18 protein-coding genes are annotated in these 20582 nt (G+C 41.1%); all 18 read right to left on the bottom strand.

Annotated elements, in window-relative coordinates; translation table 11 throughout:
• Nucleotides 1-33: 33 nt before the first annotated feature.
• Entirely contained in the window at nucleotides 34-1902 is a 1869-nt protein-coding gene (gene mutL, locus LCM11_RS01145) for a DNA mismatch repair endonuclease MutL (protein ID WP_224892462.1), read from the bottom strand.
• Nucleotides 1903-1915: 13 nt separating this feature from the next.
• Nucleotides 1916-4495, bottom strand: coding sequence for a DNA mismatch repair protein MutS (gene mutS / locus LCM11_RS01140; RefSeq protein WP_224892461.1), 2580 nt, complete (start codon nucleotides 4493-4495; stop codon nucleotides 1916-1918).
• A 231-nt stretch (nucleotides 4496-4726) separates the two neighbouring features.
• Nucleotides 4727-5299: an outer spore coat protein CotE gene (locus LCM11_RS01135; RefSeq protein WP_224892460.1), complete on the bottom strand. Its 573-nt coding sequence runs from the start codon at nucleotides 5297-5299 to the stop codon at nucleotides 4727-4729.
• 210 nt (nucleotides 5300-5509) lie between these two features.
• On the bottom strand, nucleotides 5510-5932 hold the full coding sequence (locus LCM11_RS01130; RefSeq protein WP_089751029.1) for a RicAFT regulatory complex protein RicA family protein: 423 nt from the start codon (nucleotides 5930-5932) through the stop codon (nucleotides 5510-5512).
• On the bottom strand, nucleotides 5933-7504 hold the full coding sequence (miaB, locus tag LCM11_RS01125) for a tRNA (N6-isopentenyl adenosine(37)-C2)-methylthiotransferase MiaB (protein ID WP_224892459.1): 1572 nt from the start codon (nucleotides 7502-7504) through the stop codon (nucleotides 5933-5935).
• A 161-nt stretch (nucleotides 7505-7665) separates the two neighbouring features.
• Nucleotides 7666-8841, bottom strand: a complete 1176-nt coding sequence (locus tag LCM11_RS01120; RefSeq protein ID WP_224892458.1) for a glycine C-acetyltransferase — start codon at nucleotides 8839-8841, stop codon at nucleotides 7666-7668.
• A 19-nt stretch (nucleotides 8842-8860) separates the two neighbouring features.
• Complete coding sequence (gene tdh / locus LCM11_RS01115) at nucleotides 8861-9901, bottom strand: L-threonine 3-dehydrogenase (RefSeq protein ID WP_224892457.1); 1041 nt, start codon at nucleotides 9899-9901, stop codon at nucleotides 8861-8863.
• 177 nt (nucleotides 9902-10078) lie between these two features.
• Nucleotides 10079-10339, bottom strand: a complete 261-nt coding sequence (locus tag LCM11_RS01110) for a stage V sporulation protein S (protein WP_089751022.1) — start codon at nucleotides 10337-10339, stop codon at nucleotides 10079-10081.
• A 108-nt stretch (nucleotides 10340-10447) separates the two neighbouring features.
• Nucleotides 10448-11245 (bottom strand): TIGR00282 family metallophosphoesterase, encoded by a 798-nt coding sequence (locus LCM11_RS01105; protein WP_014643351.1) that lies wholly within the window; start codon nucleotides 11243-11245, stop codon nucleotides 10448-10450.
• Nucleotides 11246-11322: 77 nt separating this feature from the next.
• Nucleotides 11323-12885: a ribonuclease Y gene (rny, locus tag LCM11_RS01100; RefSeq protein WP_224892456.1), complete on the bottom strand. Its 1563-nt coding sequence runs from the start codon at nucleotides 12883-12885 to the stop codon at nucleotides 11323-11325.
• 352 nt (nucleotides 12886-13237) lie between these two features.
• Nucleotides 13238-14281: a recombinase RecA gene (gene recA, locus LCM11_RS01095; protein WP_224892455.1), complete on the bottom strand. Its 1044-nt coding sequence runs from the start codon at nucleotides 14279-14281 to the stop codon at nucleotides 13238-13240.
• Between the two features lie 169 nt (nucleotides 14282-14450).
• Nucleotides 14451-15689: a competence/damage-inducible protein A gene (locus LCM11_RS01090; protein ID WP_224892454.1), complete on the bottom strand. Its 1239-nt coding sequence runs from the start codon at nucleotides 15687-15689 to the stop codon at nucleotides 14451-14453.
• Nucleotides 15686-16264 (bottom strand): CDP-diacylglycerol--glycerol-3-phosphate 3-phosphatidyltransferase, encoded by a 579-nt coding sequence (pgsA, locus tag LCM11_RS01085; RefSeq protein ID WP_014643347.1) that lies wholly within the window; start codon nucleotides 16262-16264, stop codon nucleotides 15686-15688. Before pgsA ends, LCM11_RS01090 begins: the two co-directional genes overlap by 4 nt.
• 107 nt (nucleotides 16265-16371) lie before the next feature.
• Entirely contained in the window at nucleotides 16372-17277 is a 906-nt protein-coding gene (locus LCM11_RS01080) for a helix-turn-helix domain-containing protein (protein WP_224892453.1), read from the bottom strand.
• 20 nt (nucleotides 17278-17297) lie between these two features.
• A complete protein-coding gene (locus LCM11_RS01075; RefSeq protein WP_089751013.1) occupies nucleotides 17298-18089 on the bottom strand; it encodes a DUF3388 domain-containing protein in 792 nt (263 codons plus the stop codon).
• A 158-nt stretch (nucleotides 18090-18247) separates the two neighbouring features.
• Entirely contained in the window at nucleotides 18248-18508 is a 261-nt protein-coding gene (locus LCM11_RS01070; RefSeq protein ID WP_089751011.1) for a DUF3243 domain-containing protein, read from the bottom strand.
• 67 nt (nucleotides 18509-18575) lie between these two features.
• On the bottom strand, nucleotides 18576-19295 hold the full coding sequence (ymfI, locus tag LCM11_RS01065; RefSeq protein ID WP_224892452.1) for an elongation factor P 5-aminopentanone reductase: 720 nt from the start codon (nucleotides 19293-19295) through the stop codon (nucleotides 18576-18578).
• A complete protein-coding gene (gene yfmH / locus LCM11_RS01060) occupies nucleotides 19288-20580 on the bottom strand; it encodes an EF-P 5-aminopentanol modification-associated protein YfmH (protein ID WP_224892451.1) in 1293 nt (430 codons plus the stop codon). The genes ymfI and yfmH overlap by 8 nt, the downstream gene beginning before the upstream one ends.
• Nucleotides 20581-20582: the final 2 nt, after the last annotated feature.

Genomic DNA, 20582 nt, shown 5'->3' with positions numbered 1-20582 from the left:
GCGGTATAGGTGCTGACCTTTTTTAAGTGTCCATTACATAACCCTTTTAAACATCTTCTCCATTTCATACTCTGAGAAGTGAACGATAATTGGACGCCCGTGCGGACACGTAAATGGATCGGTGGACAATCTTAAATCCTCTAATAACCTGGACATCCCCGCCTGATCCAAATAATGATTCGCTTTAATGGACCGTTTGCAGGACATAAGAATAGCTGCTTCTTCCCTTAATTTAAGCACATTAATCCGATCTTCATTCATTAACTGATCAATTATCTCGTGAATAACTTCTTCTTCGAAACCTTTCGGAAACCACTGTGGATGACTTCGGATAATATAACTTTGCTCTCCGAATGTCTCAAAGAATAAACCAACTTTTTCAAGCTCATCTTTGTATTCCTCAATTTTTAATGATTCCTGTCTACTGAAATCAAAAGTGAGCGGCACTAGTAATTCTTGAACTTCATGATCTACTTCTGCTAGTTTATCTCTGAAAAATTCATATTTAATTCTTTCTTGTGCGGCGTGCTGATCTACGATGTACATTCCATCTTCATTTTGAGCAATGATATAAGTGCCGTGCACCTGCCCAACAGGATGCATTGCCGGTACACGGCTTGGCACCTTCTCTTCTTTTATAGAAATGTCTTCGCGATCCTGTTCTTCATTGACAGGGCTTTCCTCAGTCTCAAATACAGGCACTTCTTCTTTTACTAGTGTATCCTGCTGTCTGTAAAGGGAAGCCCCCTCCTGTGCATCCTTATAATCTGAGACATCATTTGTAATAGAATCCATTGAACGCCTTGCAGCATCTTGAGCTGCGCTTTTATGCTCCGTATAAAAATCAAAAGACCCTTGAGTGGATTTCTCTTTCTTTTCCGGTTTAGGGTTAGCATGCTGAACCTCAGGAATTAGTCTTTGCTCTCGAAATGCTTTTGTAATGGATTCCTGCAAGGCTTCAAATAATTCCTTTTCTTTACTGAAGCGGACTTCTAATTTAGCGGGATGCACATTCACATCTACCAGTATGGGGTCCATTTCAATATTAAGCACCACAATTGGACTTTTCCCAATCGGGAGTAAAGTGTGGTACCCCTGTAATATTGCTTTGTTCAAGGGAACGCTGCGAATAAAACGTCCATTAATAATAGTTGACATATAACTACGGGAAGCACGGTACACTTCAGGTTTTGCAATATAGCCAGTTACTTTGAAGTCCAGCGTCTCCGCTTGTATAGGGATCATTTTCCTTGCTACATTCACACCATATATTTTTGCAATTACCTGTAGCAAGTCTCCCCTGCCATTGGTCTGAAATATTTCTTTATCATTATGAATGCATTTAAATTTAATTTCTGGATGAGCGAGCGCCATACGGTTTAGAACATCCGTAATATGACCAAGCTCTGTGTGGATCGTCTTCATATATTTTAAACGAGCCGGAGTATTAAAGAACAGTTCTTCGACGGTGATGTCCGTTCCCTGCCTGGCATCACTTTTGCTTTTGTTCATTAATTTTCCGCCCTCTAAGTCGAGTTTCGTTCCAGCTTGGTCTCCTGTAGATGTTTGAACCCTCAAGCGGCTTACGGCTGCAATACTGGCCAGTGCTTCCCCGCGAAAGCCCAATGTCCGTACGTGAAATAGATCATTCTCACTACTGATTTTACTCGTAGCATGACGGTAAAAAGCTCTTTCACAGTCTTCCTCTTCCATCCCTGCCCCATTGTCTGTAATGCGTATCTTTTGTAAACCAGCTTCCATTAGTTCAATTGTAATCCAAGATGCGCCTGCATCAATACTGTTCTCAGCGAGTTCTTTGACAACAGAGGCTGGCCGCTCCACAACTTCTCCAGCAGCTATTTTATTGGATAAATGGTCAGGCATAAGTTGAACATGCGCCATCTCTGTTCCTCCTTTATGATTTGATTCGTTTTTGTAATTGATATAGCTCATTCATAGCATCCATCGGTGTCATTTCCATTAAATCCAGTCCTTTAAGGTAGGATTCTACATTTGACTTTGATTTCGTTCCTTTTTTCGCGTTAGGTTTCTGCTCTTCTACAAACATGGTAAGCTGCTCCTCTTCTAAGGATGCGCTCGATTCTGGAGAAGACGAATTGGAATTTTCGAATTGCGTGAGAAGAGCGGTGGCGCGATTAATTAAAGAATGAGGGAGATCTGCAAGTTTCGCTACGTGAATACCGTAACTCTCATCTGCCGGGCCATCTTTAATCTGATGGAGAAACACCACATTTCCTTCGTATTCTTCCGCACGAACATGGACATTTTTCAATCGCTCAAGCTGGTCTTCTAGAGAAGTTAACTCATGATAATGCGTGGAGAACAATGTTTTTGCACGTATATGCTCGTGGATATGCTCCACGATCGATTGTGCAAGTGCCATACCATCGTAAGTGCTTGTACCGCGTCCTATTTCATCAAGCAGGATCATACTGTGTTCTGTCGCATTACTAAGCGCATGGTTCGCTTCAAGCATCTCGACCATAAAGGTACTTTGACCGGAAACAAGATCATCCGCCGCTCCGATTCTAGTAAAAATTTGATCAAATATTGGAAGAGTAGCAGATTCACAAGGTATAAAACTACCCATTTGGCCAAGAATTGCGATCAGCGCAAGCTGCCTCATGTACGTACTTTTACCTGACATATTCGGGCCCGTAATAAGAAGAACGTCTGTATGTTCATTCATATAAATATCATTAGGAACGAAGGTTTCATCTTTAAGAACATTTTCTACCACAGGGTGACGCCCCTGCTTGATGTCGACTAATCTGGCTTCTCGGTATACAGGGCGGACATACCCATTTGTTTCAGCAATTTGAGCAAATCCCTGAAGTACATCAATACGACTAATTTGTTCAGCTAATCGCTGAAGTTCCTGAACATACGTTTTCACTTTTTCCCTTACTTCAAGAAAAAGTTCATATTCTAAATCCACACTTTTCTCCTGGGCTTCAAGAATCATAGTTTCTTTTTCTTTTAACTCAGGTGTAATAAACCGTTCGGCATTCGTCAATGTCTGCTTCCGTTCGTACATTCCTTCAGGAAGGTGACGCAAATTCGCCTTCGTTACTTCAATATAATATCCGAACACACGATTGTAGCCGATTTTAAGAGACCTGATTCCAGTGGCTTCTCTTTCTTTTTTCTCAAGTTGTGCAATCCATTGCTTCCCATTTCTTGAAGCATCCCGATATTCATCCAGCTGCTGATGAAAACCGTCTTGAATTAGTCCACCTTCTTTAATCGTGATCGGCGGGTCCTCCGCTATACTGCCTTCTAATAATTCTTTGAGTTCATGAAGCGGATCTATTTTTTCGTAGAGATGCTTCATAGAAGGGTGATTGAAGGATCCTAGCGTTTCCAGAATTTCAGGAATTTTTCGCAACGAATTTCGCACTTGAATTAGATCTCTGGCATTCACATTACCGTAGGCTACACGACCCGCGAGCCGTTCGAGATCATACACTGAAGTTAATTGCTCTCTAAGGGTTTCCCGCTCGAAAAACTGATCCAATAACCCTTCTACCTGATCATGCCGATCTTCTATCGCTTGCTTTGTAAGAAGAGGACGTTCCATCCATTTCTTTAACATCCTTGCTCCCATAGCTGTAATTGTCTTATCAACCACCGACAATAAGCTGCCAGACTTTCCTTGTTTACGGAGAGTTTCGACTAACTCCAGATTTCTTTTTGAATACATATCAAGGGTCATATACTGATTTAATTCAACGACTCGAACAGGCTGCAAATGATCCAGGGAGCGTTTTTGAGTTAATTGAATATATTGCAGCAAACGGCCAAAGCCAATCAGAAGCTTGTCTTGATGAACCTCTTTTACTAGTTCTTGAAATTCTTCTTGTATGGATGTTTCATCCTGATGAGAAATAGTATAACCGAGTCGATCTTTAAGGATTTCCTGCTGTTCGTGATTAAAGTCACTTGCTACCACAATTTCTTTCACAGGTCGACTGTACAATTCACTGATTGCTGCATCAAACCCTCCAGTAATTAATGCCACATTGTTTTCTCCTGTGGTCAGGTCGTTGTAGCTTACCGTGTACGTACCATCATTAAACTCACTGAGGGATGCAAGATAGTTGTTTTCCTTTTCCTCAAGCATACTGCCTTCCATGACTGTCCCGGGAGTAATCAGCTGTACTACCTCACGCCTTACCACTCCCTTGGCCACTTTTGGATCTTCCACTTGCTCACAGATCGCTACTTTAAATCCTTTTTCAACTAGTTGCTTTATGTAATTTTCAGCCGAATGATAAGGAACTCCGCACATGGGTATCCGATCTTCAGCCCCGCCATCCCGGCTTGTTAATGTAATTTCGAGCTCTTTGGAAGCACGAAGCGCATCGTTAAAAAACATTTCATAAAAATCTCCGAGACGAAAGAAAAGAAAAGCATCTTTATTTTCAGCTTTGATCTTTAAATATTGCTGCATCATAGGTGTATATTGTGCCATAAAGTCAATCCTCCAAAACGTTCTGTGTTCATACTGCTCCAATTATAGCACACAACCTTATCTCTCTTGAACGAAAGCATACTCAACTCAAGAAAGGAAAATGTTACCCTCCCCTTTCTAAAAAAACCTGTCGTCAACTTTCAGAAATCCTTAGAGTTACGATACATCTATGCTAAGCTTTGACTGTTAAAAAAAAGAAAATCCTCGCTGAAGTCAGCAAGGAATCTGTATCTAATCGTGCTTATCGTCGTCACTGCTGGATGAAGGAAGAAAATCAGTTTCAATAGTTGAAAAATCATCAGATGATAGCTCATATTCATAATCTTCATCCTTATCACAGCCATGCGGGTCAACTTTCACACAAAGTTTAGTTTCTCCAATAACATCCACTGTAAATTCTCTTTCCACTTCTACCACGATCTTTTGACCATTGGCCGTTATATTTGCCTCTAAGCAATTAGGCTGTTGAACAACTTTAGCAATAACTTCCACGTCGTCATGAATACAATTGTCATCTTTAATAGAGAGTTTAACAAGATCACAATAGTTCACTCGTTCTGTGACTACTTCGGTTTTCGTATTATCATTATACGAATACCAGACATTTACATCATAGCTTCCCGAGACCTCCACATGCTCCCCTTTTTTCTTTGCATTGTAAATGTGATTGATGACCCAACAACCCAGGATACTTGTCGGGCGGTGCGAGGGGCTGATCGTGTGCGTGGATTCTGTAAACTTTTTACCTTTCCCAATTACAGCTTTAGTAATGATCTCCCTGTAATCACGCTCAAAAAAAGACATAGGGTTTCACTCCTCCTTATTCTACCACCCATCCTATGCAGGGGTTGGGCGAATGGTTACTAACATGATAAAGACCTAAGGACGTGTTTAATTCATTCTATGCAAGAGCCCAAAAAACTGTACGAAAAAAATTCCGCCAAAGGGATAAACCCTATGGCGGACATGTATTTGAGCGAAAAAAATATTTTTTTGTGATATCAAATCAGGGAATTAGCCGCAGCTGCTTCCTTTTGTTTTTGATCCCGTTTCACCTTTAAGCAGGTCCCCGCCTGTAGAGCGGATGACTTCGTTTGTCACTTCACGCGAAATGGTGCTCGATACCATTTGCAGGATATCATTAATGACGGTTTGACTTTCTTTAAATTCAGCTACTACAGGAATTTCATCCAGCTCATCCTGCAGACGATCAATTTCTTTTTCTACACGCTCTAATGCTTCTGACTTTCCATAAGCCTGGAAGTTTACAGCTTGTTTTTGTAACGCTTTAATCTTTTTTATATGAGATTGAACTTTCTGGTTTTCATTCAACTTCGCTTCCAACTGCTTGAAGCGGTCGATTTCTTCTATATTCGCCATCATATTGGCTAGTTTGTGAGCTTCATCTACTACTTGCTTTCTAGTGTACTCTGCCATTTACTTCACCTCTACGCTTGCTTCCACCATTTCTCCATCTAGAGACCAGGTTTTCGCTTTAGTTATTTTCACCGGTATAATCTGCCCGATGGATGATCTAGGAGCACGGAAATTGACTAGTTTGTTTCGCTTCGTGTATCCAGCCAGTACTTCCTCATTATTTTTACTTTCACCCTCCACAAGCACATGAACGATCTCGCCTTCATATTGCTTCATCGCTTGAGCTGATTGTTCATTAACCAGCTTATTCAAGCGTTGCAGACGATCTTTTTTCTCTTCCATAGAAACGTTATCTTTCATTTTAGCAGCTGGAGTATTTTCTCTTGGAGAATAGATAAATGTGTAAGCCGCTTCAAATCCAACTTCTTCTACAAGGGACAGAGTATCCTGGAACTGTTCTTCAGTTTCATTTGGGAAACCAACGATAATATCTGTCGTGAGAGTAGCGTCGGGCATAGCTTTTCTTATTCTTTTCACAAGCTCCAGATATTCTTCTCTGGAATATTTACGGCCCATGATTTTAAGGACATCTGTATTACCTGACTGGACAGGAAGGTGAATATGATCAAGCATATTACCGCCCTTGGCAAGCACCTCAATGAGACGATCATCAAAGTCACGAGGGTGAGAGGTCGTAAACCTGACGCGCGGAATATCTATGCTTCGCAGCTCATCCATCAAGTCCCCAAGGCCGTATTCTAAATCAAGGTCTTTACCGTAAGCGTTCACGTTTTGACCAAGTAACGTAATTTCTTTATATCCCTGGGCAGCCAAGTGCCTTACTTCCTGAATTATATCAGCTGGTAATCGGCTGCGTTCTTTGCCTCGTGTATAGGGAACAATGCAATACGTGCAGAACTTATCACAGCCGTACATGATATTCACCCATGCTTTAATCTTGCCTTTACGGGAACGCGGAAGGTTTTCGATGATGTCTCCCTCTTTGGACCAAACATCAATAACCATTTCTTTTCCGAACATAGCTTCTTTTACAAGCTGAGGCAGCCTGTGAATGTTATGTGTCCCAAAAATCAAATCAATGAATGGGTGTTTCTTCAAGATTCGATTTACAACGGATTCTTCTTGAGACATACATCCACAAACCCCAATGATTAAATTCGGGTTTTCCATTTTTAATGGTTTTAAATGACCAATTTCACCAAAAACCTTGTTCTCGGCATTCTCTCTTATCGCACAAGTATTAAGAAGGATAATATCCGCTTCTTTTGTATCCGAAGTAGACTCATATCCCATTTCTTCAAATATTCCGGCCATAACCTCTGTGTCATGTTCGTTCATTTGACACCCGTATGTACGGATCATATATTTTTTTCCTTTACCAGACTGATCCATATCTTCAGGTATTGTAAAATCATAATGCACATCTGTTTCTTTTTTCTTTCTGCGCTGCGCATCCCTCATATTTGGAGGCTGATAAGTAGTTTCAAAATATTTCATGAAATCTTCACTAGTTTTCTCTTTCAGACGATTCAAATTATCTCTATCTGATGCCGATTCTTCGGGATTAACCTGACGAATTTGCGACATGTCTTTTCGCTGTTGTTCGTTCATTGCGATCTCCTTTCAAGCCGAGCCTTCTAACTGTCTTATTATATCAAGTTTTTCTCTGAATTTTAAGTAGAATAGAGAATTTATCTTCATTCTCCAAAATAGTATCAGTTTTTATGAAAAAAAGCCACCATGACTAATGATCATAGCGGCTTACCAAGTAATTATATAATCCCTAATTTTTTACCAACGGCTTCAAATGCATCCAATGCTTCTTTAAGCTCTTCTTTTGAATGCTCTGCTGTTACGATGGTACGAACCCTTCCCTTTCCACGCTGTACAGTTGGGAAGACAATCCCTTGAGCGAATACCCCGTGTGCAAATAACTCATCAGAGAATTTATGGGTCAGGGCATCGTCTCCAATCATAACAGGCGTGACTGGGGTCTCACTGATGCCTGTATCAAACCCGAGAGAAGAGAGTCCGTCTTTAAAGTATTTTGTGTTATCCCAAAGCTTTTCAATTAATTCCGGTTCATCCAGAAGTACATCGATAGCTGCATCGTTAGCCGCTGTAACTGCAGGCGGATGAGAGGTGCTGAACAAAAATGGACGTCCTTTATGAATTAAGTATTCCCTGAGTGTTTGCGTACTGGCAACATATCCACCAAGTACCCCAATCGCTTTACTTAAGGTACCCACTTGAATATGAACACGACCATCAAGATTAAAATGATTTACTGTTCCGCGTCCATTATCTCCCAGAACACCGCTCGCATGGGCATCATCAACCATAATAAGGGCATTATACTTTTCGGCAAGATCGACAATTTCCGGCAGCGGTGCAATATTACCATCCATGGAAAACACTCCGTCCGTTACGACCAAACGTGTACGGTATTCAGAACTTGCCTGCAGGGCTTCTTCTAAAGACTTCATGTCCACATGCTTATAAATTTTTCGATCTGCTTTCGTTAAGCGAATGCCATCGATAATGGAGGCGTGGTTCAATTCATCAGAAATAACTACATCTTCTTTTCCTAAAATGGAAGAAAGTACTCCCTGGTTGGTAGTGAATCCGGATTGAAACACAAGAGCTGCTTCTGTGTGTTTGAATTTTGCAAGTTTCTTTTCAAATTCTTCATGCATTTGCAATGTTCCCGCAATGGTACGAACAGATCCTGTACCAACCCCGTATTCTTCGTTAGCTTTTTCCGCAGCCTTCTTCATCTTTGGATGAGAGGTTAAACCTAAATAATTATTAGAGGAAAGCTGAATGACTTCTTTTCCTTTAATCTTCACTCTCGACCCTTGAGCTGACTCCAAAGGAATCAAACTTCTAAATGTTCCTTCATTCTTCATTTCATCTAATTGTTCCTGTAAATATTCAAAACCCTTCATGATAATTCCTCCTTAACAATTATGGGTGCAGTACAACTTTCCCGCATTCGCCTTGATTCATTAAGTCAAATCCTTTTTCAAACTCTTCCATTTTTAAGTGATGAGTAATCATTGGTTTCACATCCACCTGTCCTGATTGAAGCAGGCGGGAAACTTGCTGCCACGTTTCATACATCTTGCGGCCTGTTATGCCTTGAACTTCTATTCCCTTAAAAACAATGTCATTTGTTACATCAAGGCTCACTCTTGTGGTGGGCAGGCTTAAAATGGACACGCGTCCTCCGTTTGTGATCATTTTAAATCCCTGATCCATGGCTACAGGATGGCCGCTCATTTCACAAACCACATCTACCCCATGTCTATCGGTTAAATCTTTAGCTTTAACTACAGGATCTTCCTCCCTTGAATTAATCGTTGTAGTAGCTCCCATTTTTTCAGCTAATTCCAGACGATAATTGTTGAGGTCAAAAGCCATGACCTGGGACGCTCCCGCTGCTTTAGCAACACCCACAGCCATTAAACCAATAGGCCCACACCCAATAATAGCCACAGATTTACCTGCCACATCGCCGTTTAGGACAGTATGTACAGCATTGCCCATCGGCTCCTGAATGGAGGCTATATCTGTCGGGAGATCACTAGGATTACGCCATAGGTTACTAGCAGGCAGTGCTACATACTCTGCAAAGCATCCTTGCGTATCCACTCCAATAATCTTAGTATTTTCACAAATATGAGATTTACCCGTCAGGCACTGGGGACAGTGACCGCATACTAAGTGTGTTTCTGCACTTACATAATCACCTGCTGTGAAGTTATTTACTTTTTCTCCAACTTCAACGATTTCACCTGCAAATTCATGGCCGAAAACATAAGGCGGCTGAACCCGGCTTGCGGACCACTCATCCCAATTATATATATGAACATCTGTTCCACATATGGAAGTTGCCTGAACACGTATTAATACTTCATCATCACTAATCGAAGGAATCGCCACTTCTTTAAGTTCTGCTCCCTTACCGCGATGGTGTTTAACAATTGCTTTCATTGTTCCATTCACAGTGAACACCCCTAATCATTAATTCAAGTTATAAAAGCTGTTTATATCACAATTTTAACATGATTAGTTTTTTTATCAACCTAACCTGTCCACTCTAAAAATACATATGCACATAAAAAAAGTCGTACTCCAGAGAGTACGACTTCGGCTTGTATGAAGGTAAGCTTTATATTAATGCTATCGAGGTTCGACGATCAATTTGATCGCCGTACGTTCTTCCTCGTCGATCATAATGTCAGTAAAGGCTGGAATGCAAATCAAGTCTAATCCACTAGGGGCTACAAACCCTCTAGCAATTGCCACTGCTTTAACTGCCTGGTTTAATGCACCTGCACCAATGGCTTGAATTTCAGCAGTGCCGCGTTCTCTCACAACGTTGGCTAAAGCTCCTGCTACTGAATTAGGTACGGATTTAGCTGATACTTTTAATACTTCCATTACTAGCTCCTCCTTCAATCACTATAGTTGTTCCATAACTACTATATTCTTGGAGATGTAGAATATTACCTTTTCATTATGAATCAATTTGTCACAAAATTCAAATAATCATTCGAAGAAAGGATGATCATCATTGATCTGAATTCGATTTACCTTTTTAGCTTTTCCTGTCCGTTCGTCCACATCTACCAAAAATCCACTTAATTGTGATCTTCCCTTTTTTGGAACTTCAAAACGTACAGGTAGATTTGTTAGAAAGCGTTTAAGTACAGCCTCGCGATCCATTCCAAGAATTCCATCGTAAGGACCCGTCATTCCCACATCCGATATATAAGCCGTGCCACCAGGAAGGATCCTCTCATCTGCGGTTTGAATATGAGTATGGGTCCCGACATTCACACTTACTCTTCCATCCACATACCAGCCCATCGCCTGTTTTTCACTTGTAGCTTCAGCATGAAAGTCTAGAAAAATAATGGACGTTCGTTTTTTTGCCTCTTCTATTAATTCATCTACTTTTCTAAAAGGATCATCATTTGGAGACAGGAAAGTTCGCCCTTGCAAATTAATGACGGCTACCTCAGTTTTAGGGGTTTTAACAAAGGTTAGACCTTTTCCAGGAGTACCTTCTGGAAAATTAGCCGGACGAACGAGGTACTGTGCATCGTCTATAAAGTCAAAAATCTCTTTCTTATCCCAAGCATGGTTTCCTAAAGTTACAGCCTGAGCTCCTTTCTCCAGAAAACGACGATAGATTTTTTCTGTGATTCCTTTACCTGAAGCAGCATTTTCTCCATTGATAACCGTTACAGTAGGCTGGTATTTTTGTTTCAGTTTTGGCAAATACTCATCCACCATATCTCGGCCTGGTGAGCCTACTACGTCTCCTATAAACAATATTTTCATTATTGATCCCTCTCTATTTCTATTATCATTGTATTGAAAACATAAATGAAGCGGCCGCGCGGGCCGCTTCATATCTTTTATTTCGCATACTCCACCGAACGTGTTTCACGAATAACTGTTACTTTAATATGACCTGGATAATCGAGTTCTCCCTCGATTCGGTTTCGAATATCTCGGGCTAATCTAGTAGCTTCAAGATCATCAATTTCATCAGGACGAACCATTATACGTACTTCACGACCAGCTTGAATGGCAAATGATTTTTCGACCCCTTCGTAGGACTCAGAGATTTCTTCGAGTTTTTCAAGACGCTTAATATAATTCTCAAGTGTCTCACTTCTAGCACCCGGACGAGCCGCTGATAAAGCATCCGCAGCAGCTACTAGTACAGAAATGATTGAGGTAGGCTCTTCATCACCATGGTGTGAAGCAATCGCATTGATTACCGTTTCATTTTCTTTATACTTGGTAGCCAGTTCTTTACCAATCTCTACGTGACTTCCTTCGACTTCGTGGTCAATCGCTTTACCTATGTCGTGCAGCAATCCTGCCCGGCGGGCAAGCATTTCATCTTCACCTAACTCTGCAGCAAGTAAACCTGATAAGTAAGCAACCTCTGTTGAGTGTTTAAGGACATTCTGACCGTAACTTGTACGATACTTCAAGCGACCCAGAATTTTAACAAGGTCAGGGTGTAAACCATGCACTCCAACTTCAAAGGTCGTTTCTTCACCTACTTCACGAATGTAGTCATCTACCTCTCGGCGTGACTTGTCCACCATTTCTTCAATACGTGCCGGGTGGATTCGACCATCCTGCACAAGTTTTTCGAGAGCCATTCGGGCAGTCTCACGGCGGATTGGGTCAAACCCTGAGAGAATGACAGCTTCCGGTGTATCATCAATAATCAAGTCAATACCTGTTAACGTTTCTAAAGTACGGATATTACGACCTTCACGGCCGATAATACGTCCTTTCATCTCATCATTTGGCAAATTGACTACTGACACAGTTGTTTCTGCCACGTGATCGGCAGCACATCGCTGTAAGGCAAGTGAAAGAATGCTTTTCGCTTTTTTATCAGCTTCTTCTTTAGCACGGTTTTCTGCTTCTTTAATCATAAGAGCTGACTCGTGTGATACTTCTTGCTCAACTCGTTCTAAAATAACCTGTTTCGCCTGGTCTGATGTCAAGCCTGATATGCGTTCAAGCTCGGTTTGCTGCTCTTGAAGCATAGCATTCACTTTGCTTTCCATTTCTTCAATTTGTTGTTGTCTCTCGGCAAGAGTTCCTTCTTTCTTTTCGAGTGAAAGATCACGCTGGTCCAGCATATCACTCTTACGATCGAGATTCTCTTCTTTCTGTGTTAAACGATTTTCAGTTTTCTGCAGTTCCATGCGGCGTTCGCGGTTTTCACTTTCCGCATCCTGGCGTAGTTTCTGATTCTCTTCTTTAGCTTCCAGAAGAGCCTCTTTTTTAGCTGAATCTGCATTACGTCGACCTTCTTCTACGATCTGTTTTGCAAGTTCTTCAGCACTTGAAATTTTCGCCTCCGCAATCGATTTCCGAATAAGATAACCAACAACAGAACCGACGATAAGGGCAAGCAAAATGAAGATGAGCGAGGATATTATATCCATATTTTCACCTCCTCTTGCTATGAACTTGGTCCGTTTGTCGGTAGTACAAACGTTTCATTTTCAATGTGTGATTAAATTTAAATAAGGTTATAAAGATGAAAATGATACACATTCATTTTATGCCTGCCAATAGGGAATGTCAAGGAAACGTCCAATCCAGCCCACAGATTATTTGAAATATTTCAAACAGTCAGTCTTTACACTTCCACTTTATCGTTCCCGCTATCAAGTTTAGACTTATGTATAAAAAAGACAGAAGCAGTGCATGACAGCCACTGCTTCTATTTGTAAGTGTTTATGGAATCAGATATCGTTCGCCCAAAACCAGCTCAGATTAGAAGCTCCAGACAGGTTATACGTCAAGAGTTTCCTGACTGTCTGATTTTTTTTCTTCAGTTTCTTCTTCTTTAGGCTCCATTTGGTAATGATCACGAATAATGCGCTTCACTTCTTCATATACATGATTATTTTCCTTAAGGAACTGTTTAGCATTCTCTCTTCCCTGACCTAATCGTTCACCTTCGTAAGAGTACCAGGAACCGCTCTTCTGTATCAAATCAAGATCGGTACCAATATCAAGTAACTCTCCTTCTCTGGAGATCCCTTCCCCGTACATGATGTCGACTTCTGCTTGTTTGAAAGGAGGGGCAACTTTATTTTTTACGACTTTAAGACGTGTTTTATTTCCGACCATTTCGTTCCCTTGCTTTAAGGTTTCCGCTCGGCGCACCTCTAGACGAACAGATGAATAGAACTTAAGAGCGCGGCCACCCGGAGTCGTTTCAGGATTACCAAACATAACCCCAACTTTTTCACGAATCTGGTTAATGAAGATTGCCGTTGTCTTAGACTTGCTGATTGCGCCTGATAGCTTACGTAGAGCTTGAGACATTAGACGAGCCTGCAATCCTACATGCGCGTCTCCCATTTCCCCTTCAATTTCTGCTTTCGGTACCAGGGCAGCTACGGAATCAATAACGACCATATCTACTGCGCCGCTTCGTACAAGCGCCTCTGCTATTTCCAGTGCTTGTTCCCCTGTATCAGGCTGAGATAACAGAAGTTCTTCGATATCTACACCTAAACGGCGTGCGTACACCGGGTCAAGCGCATGCTCTGCATCGATGAAAGCTGCCGTGCCGCCTTTTCTCTGTGCTTCTGCAATAGCATGAAGAGCTACTGTGGTTTTACCGGACGATTCCGGTCCATATATTTCTACAATTCTACCTCGAGGATAGCCGCCTACTCCAAGTGCAACATCAAGTGCCAGCGACCCGCTGGGCACTGTGTTTACTTTCTGTTCGCTTCCATCTCCCATTTTCATGATAGAACCTTTACCAAATTGTTTCTCTATTTGACGCAAAGCTGAATCTAATGCTTGTTTACGATCACTCATATAAATATACCGCCTTTCAAAATTTCTAACCCTATCATAACTTGTTTTTGATAGTTTGCCAACTAAAAAGCGAATAAATGTTCCCTTTTATTGAATTACTTTTCCATACATAATGCCATTTCTTCTTAAGAAAAAAAGAATTATGATATAGGGTCCTATTAGTCATTTTTTAATCTTTGATATGGTGAAAAATTAATTCGTATCCTTTTTTTACAGCACGGGAACGAATCTTATCTCTGCTTCCTTCAAATTGAAACTGATATACTGAAGGACGCTCATCTGAGATTTGCAGTCCGATAAACACTGTGCCCGGATCATATCCTTCACTGGATTCTGGTCCAGCCACCCCTGTAAAGCTGATGGCAACATCTGCTTCTAAAATCCTTTTAGCATTTACAGCCATAGTTTCAGCACATTCATTACTGATCGTTCCGTGCTCCTCAATGAGAGAAGGAGCTACCTGAATCACTTTCTCTTTCATAAATGGCGTGTAGGCTACAAGGCTTCCCTGAGTCACGGAAGAAGCACCAGGCAGGGCTATCAGCTGCTCAATAAATTTACCTCCTGTAAGGCTTTCAGCTGCCCCGAGACGATAGCCTCGTTTTTTAAGTAAGTCCCGCACCGTGGTCTGAATAGACACATCGTCACTTCCATAATAATAAGAGCCCACGATTTGTAATATGGTCTCTTTCATTACGGCAATTTTCTCTCTTGCCTCGTCGCCTGTCTCACCCGTTGCAGTAATTCGCAGTCCCACTTCCCCCTCACTTGCCAGCGGAGCAAGTGTAGGGTTCGTCTGTTGCGATATTAATTCGGAGAGTTTATTTTCCAAAGTTGATTCACCGATCCCTATGAAATACATCATTTCGGAAACGATGTCAGACTGCAGTTTATAGGAACGCTGCAGATATGGCAGCACTCCACTTTTCATAAGTGATTTCATCTCAGAGGGCACTCCCGGAAGAAAGATCCACGCTCTTCCGTCATGTTCTACAATTTGACCTGGCGCCATCCCTTCTTGGTTTGGAAGTACAATACCCTTTTCGAAGACTAACGCTTGTTTTCGGTTGTTCGCTGTCATCGTCTGTTTGTTTTTTTCGTAATAAAGAGCTATTTTATCCATTGCTTTTTGATCTTCTATGAGGTTCTGTCCGATTATTTTCTGGGCAGCTTCTCTAGTTAAGTCATCCTCGGTTGGGCCTAATCCGCCTGTAACGACAATAATGTCCGATCGCCTGTGAGCAGCTTGGAAACTATCTTCCACTCTTTTCATGTTATCACCAACGACGCTATGCTGATACACAGGTATGCCCAGGCTTGCAAATTCTTTAGAAATCCACTGTCCGTTCGTATTAGCTATTTGCCCAAGTAACAATTCAGTACCTACTGCTATAATTTCTGCCTTCATTTAGAATCCCTCATAACATGCCAGTTTTTCTGGAAGTACTCATATCCAGAATAAAAAGTAATAATTAGTGCTAAGTAAAGAGTAATTATTCCAAGGGGTAGATTTAGGTAAGCAAACGGCCAGTTGTGAAGAAGCAAAAGAGAAATGGAAATAATTTGTATCCAAGTTTTCAATTTTCCCATTTGACTTGCAGCTAAAACACTTCCTTCGCCTGCCGCAACAAGTCTAAGCCCCGTTACCGCGAATTCACGGCTAATAATAACAATTACAATCCATGCAGGAGCAAGACCAATCTCGACCAATACAATTAAGGCGGCACTAACTAAGAGTTTATCAGCCAGCGGATCTAAGAATTTCCCAAGATTCGTTACCAGATTATATTTTCTTGCAATATACCCATCAATCCAATCAGTCGTTGAAGCCAAAATAAATAGTATGGCACCAGCCAGATGAGCCACAGGTAATTCCCGATCCCCCATTTGAATAGATCCCCACTCAAACGGGACACTCATCAAAATGATAAAAATGGGAATAAGTAGGATTCTTGAAATCGTAATTTTGTTCGGTAAATTCATTTTTGTCACACTCCTAAAATCCACTAAAATAAAAGGCTGCCCTTATAATGATGGAAGATGATCATCTCCTCTATGATCCACCTTCAGGACAGCCTTCTCGAATAATTTCACTTAAAATTAAGCAAAAGCTTTTGGGTAGCCTGCTGAGTTTGAAAATCTATTTGTTCACCGTTGATTTTAACAATGGTGCCAAGAGCATTCCCTGTTTTAATAAAAACTTGTTTCTTATCCGAAACATCAACCTTTACCGGAGAATCCTCCGGGCTGTATTCGATAGGTGAGATTAAATTTTCTCCATTTTTTTCCCCTTGTACTTCCAAATAGGCTGTGCCTTCCAGTTCAATAGTCAAAGATTTTTCTTCTCCAGTTGCGATGTTATAGGTGTGTTCTGGAAAACTGCCTGTTCCTTTTTCAGCAAGGGAAACTTCAGAAGACTCCTGGTCTTCAGATTCTTCTGAAGAAGTCTTTTCTCCCCCGTCTTGACCTTCTGCGTCTTCTGCATCAGTTGGGTCTGAACTGACCGGAGTACTTTCGGTATCCTCTGCATCAGACGCCTCTGGAACATTAATATCGTTGTCAGACACTTCCTGGTCAGCTGCCCCGATTCCCAAATCATTATTTCCATTCTTGATAAAGGTGTAAGCAACAAACAACAGGCCAATTACAAGCACAAACGTCATGACGGTAGGTAAGTATTTGGAAACGTTCGTCCTCTTCGCAGAGGGTTCTTTCTGTTTCTGTACCCTTTTATATTGAGCTGCTTCCTCTTTCTCAAATGAAGGCATCTCATCTTTATGCTCTTCCATCATCTCTTCAGGATCAATACCCACAGCTGATGCGTATTCTCTTATAAAAGCACGTGTATAAAACTTTCCTGGCAGTACACTAAAATCATTCTCTTCAATAGCGTGAAGATAGCGTGTTTTAATTTTAGTTGTTTCCTGCACTTGTTCAAGTGAAAGCCCTTTAGACTCGCGTGCATTTCTTAATCGAGCTCCGATCTCCTTCTCCATGTAAAACACCATCCATTAAGTTAAAAATCAAACATGGAAAACCCGTCACCCATCGACATATCTGGCTTTTCCACCGTTTCGTACGTGATTACTTCATCATCGTTATTTCTTAATTCAATAATGTAATCAAAATCATCGAGTTTATACTCTGTTTCCTGTACAAAAATGTCTGGATGTTCAATCACTTTGGTAGCTGGAAGCCTCATAATTTCCCTCACAAGCTGCCAGTGCTGTTCACTTGCACGTCTGGCAGAAACAATTCCATCAATAATATAAAGGTTATCTTCCCTGTACTCTTCATCGATTAATTGACTTCTGACTGTCTGCTTTAAAAGAGTACTTGAGACAAAAAGCCACCTTTTGTTAGCACATACACTTGCCGCTACTACAGACTCTGTTTTACCAACGCGGGGCATTCCACGAATTCCTACAAGTTTATGCCCTTCTTTCATGAACAGCTCAGCCATAAAATCAACTAGTACCCCTAAATCTTCACGATTGAATCGGAAGGTTTTACGGTCATCCACATCACTATGTATGTAGCGTCCATGCCTGACGGCAAGACGATCTCTTAATTTAGGACGGCGCAATTTTGTAACTTTAATGGTATCCATGGTATCTAAAATTGATTTTAATCGAATAATCTGCTCTTCGTCTTTGCATAGGAGCAGCATTCCCCTGTGAGAGTTTTCTACCCCGTTAATTGTAACAATATTAATCGCCATCATCCCGAGCAAAGAAGAGATATCTCCAAGCAGACCTGGTCGATTATACTGGATTTCATATTCTAAGTACCATTCTTTTTTCTCCATGACAAAACTCCTCTGGAAAATGTCATTTTTTGTCCTTTAAGGACTCTGCAACTCACTTTCTATCATAAAGGATTTTTATTGAATAGGAAAGTCAGGAAATGGATTATCTTTGAAAAATAGCAAAAACCGCACAGTGAAATGTGCGGTTTTTTAGCAATTTAAGCTTGAGTTCCTTCGTTACGTACAAGTTTCACCATCATATTAGCAATAGCGTGTTGTTCCTTTTGGTCAGCTACGTTCCAAAGATCACGAAGAACTGCTTCCTGATCATTTTCTGCATCTACTGAATTGGCAAGATATCCACCAATTTCGTATGCAAGGTCTGATACTGCTTGTTGATCCATTCCTTGCCCTTGAGCCTGATGCAAACGATCGCCAAGAAAGTCTTTCCAAGAGTCAAAATTTTCAAGAACAGACATTGTTGTTACCTCCTCTAAGTTTTTCATACTTAGTATGAGAGGAAACAAACTTTTTATACACACAATTTTATGTCCATCCGCCATTTACCCGCAGTACATGACCCGTAACATAACTTGATTGATCACTCAATAAATAGCTGATGGCGTCAGCTATTTCATGAGGCTGTCCAGCTCTCCCAAGTGGTATTTCTCCTTCTAGAGTATTCCATTCTTCAGGAGTGAGCATTTCATTCATTTTTGTTGCAATTACACCTGGTGTCACTGCATTAACTCGAATTCCGCTTGGAGCCACTTCTTTAGACAATGCTTTAACAAAGCTTATTTGTGCCCCTTTTACAGAGCTGTAGGCAACTTCCATACTTGATCCTTCTTCGCCAAATATGGAGGAAACGGTCACGATATTGCCAGCTTTATGATGGATCATAAAAGGAAGAACGTGTCGGGAAATCATCCAGGGAGCTTTAAGATGAACATGATATAGTTCATCCATTTCCGCTTCAGTCATGTCCTGGAAAAGGCCTTTCCACAGATGTCCTCCACAAAATACAATAGCTTCCCATTCGTTGGAAACGACATGTAAAAAAGCTTGAATTCCTTTAGTAGTAGATAAATCAGCCTGCTGAGATCCGAGCCATTGGGCTGCTGGAATTTGACTTTCCAGTTGTTCAATTCTACGTAAATTCGAGAAATATTGCAGACCGACCCGATATCCTTTTTCTACAAGTGTCTGGGTGACACTATATCCAATTTCACCGCTTGCTCCAATGATCAGACAACGCTTACTCATTTTCCTGAGGTTTGACCTGGAAGACCGAAATTGCTTCTTCATTAATCCAGTGCTGCAGGTATTCCTCTGCATCTTTAGAGGTAAGAGATTCAATAACCGGCAGAACGTCAAATAGATCTACACCAAGCGTGTGATAATGAGTAAACTGATTAGCAATGAACTCCAAGGAATTTAAAGCCCGCATGAACTGGCCGATTTTCTTACGCTTCATTCGGGTGAAGTCTTCATCAGAGATGCTATTTTCTTTTAGTTCATGAAGCATCTCTTTTACACGTTTAGTCATTTCTTCGGGCTTCCGTGTATCCCCGCCAAGGATCGTGAATCCGAATTGACGATCCAGTTCTGTTTCAAACTGAAAGCTGTCATCAATTAAATCGTTACGGTATAGTTCTTCATAAAACGCACCACTCTTAGAGAAGTAGTAATCAAGGATCATGCTGGAAAGCAGCTCGGCTCTAAGTAATTCCTTACCTGTTAAGTGAGTGACTTTTTCCTTAACCCCAACCATGGCTTTAGCTGTCGTGATGGGCATCGTAATTGAGTTATTGGCTTTTGCGACTTCCGTCGGCTCTTCCGGATAGGATCGATTAATTTCCGGAGCAGCGGGAAATTCTTTACTGTTTTGATTCTCGCGAATTTGCTTCATCATCGCTTCTGGTTCTATATTACCTGCTACGAATAAGACCATGTTAGAAGGATGATAAAACGTTTCATAGCAAGTATAAAGATCATCTTTCGTGATGTTTTGAATGGAATCCACAGTTCCTGCGATATCTACTTTTACAGGGTGCTGGTGATACAAACTTTGAATAGTTCCAAAAAAGGAACGCCAGTCCGGCTGATCATCGTACATGCGGATTTCCTGAGCAATGATGCCTTTTTCTTTTTCGACTGATTCCTCGGAGAAATATGGATCCTGCACAAAATTAAGCAAAGTCTCCACATTTTTTTCTATTTGACTGGTGGCTGTAAATAAATAAGCCGTTTTGGTAAAGGAAGTAAAAGCATTGGCGGATGCCCCAAGTTTTGTAAAGTCTTGAAAGACATCACGGTCTTCTTTTTCAAACAGTTTATGCTCAAGAAAGTGTGCAATTCCTTCTGGAACGGTCACTTTCTCATCCTGTCCTATAGGTGTAAAGGTCTGGTCAATGGAGCCATAATTCGTGGTAAATATACCGAATGTTTTAGCCATCTCAGGTTTTGCAAGCAGGAACACCTTTAATCCGTTATCCATTGTCTCGGTGTACACGGTTTCATTGATCTGGTCATAGACTAGTTCTTCCACAG

The sequence above is a fragment of the Halobacillus halophilus genome, assembly GCF_020171985.1.
Taxonomy (GTDB): domain Bacteria; phylum Bacillota; class Bacilli; order Bacillales; family Halobacillaceae; genus Halobacillus; species Halobacillus halophilus_A.
This window is presented reverse-complemented; position numbering and strand designations above follow the sequence as displayed.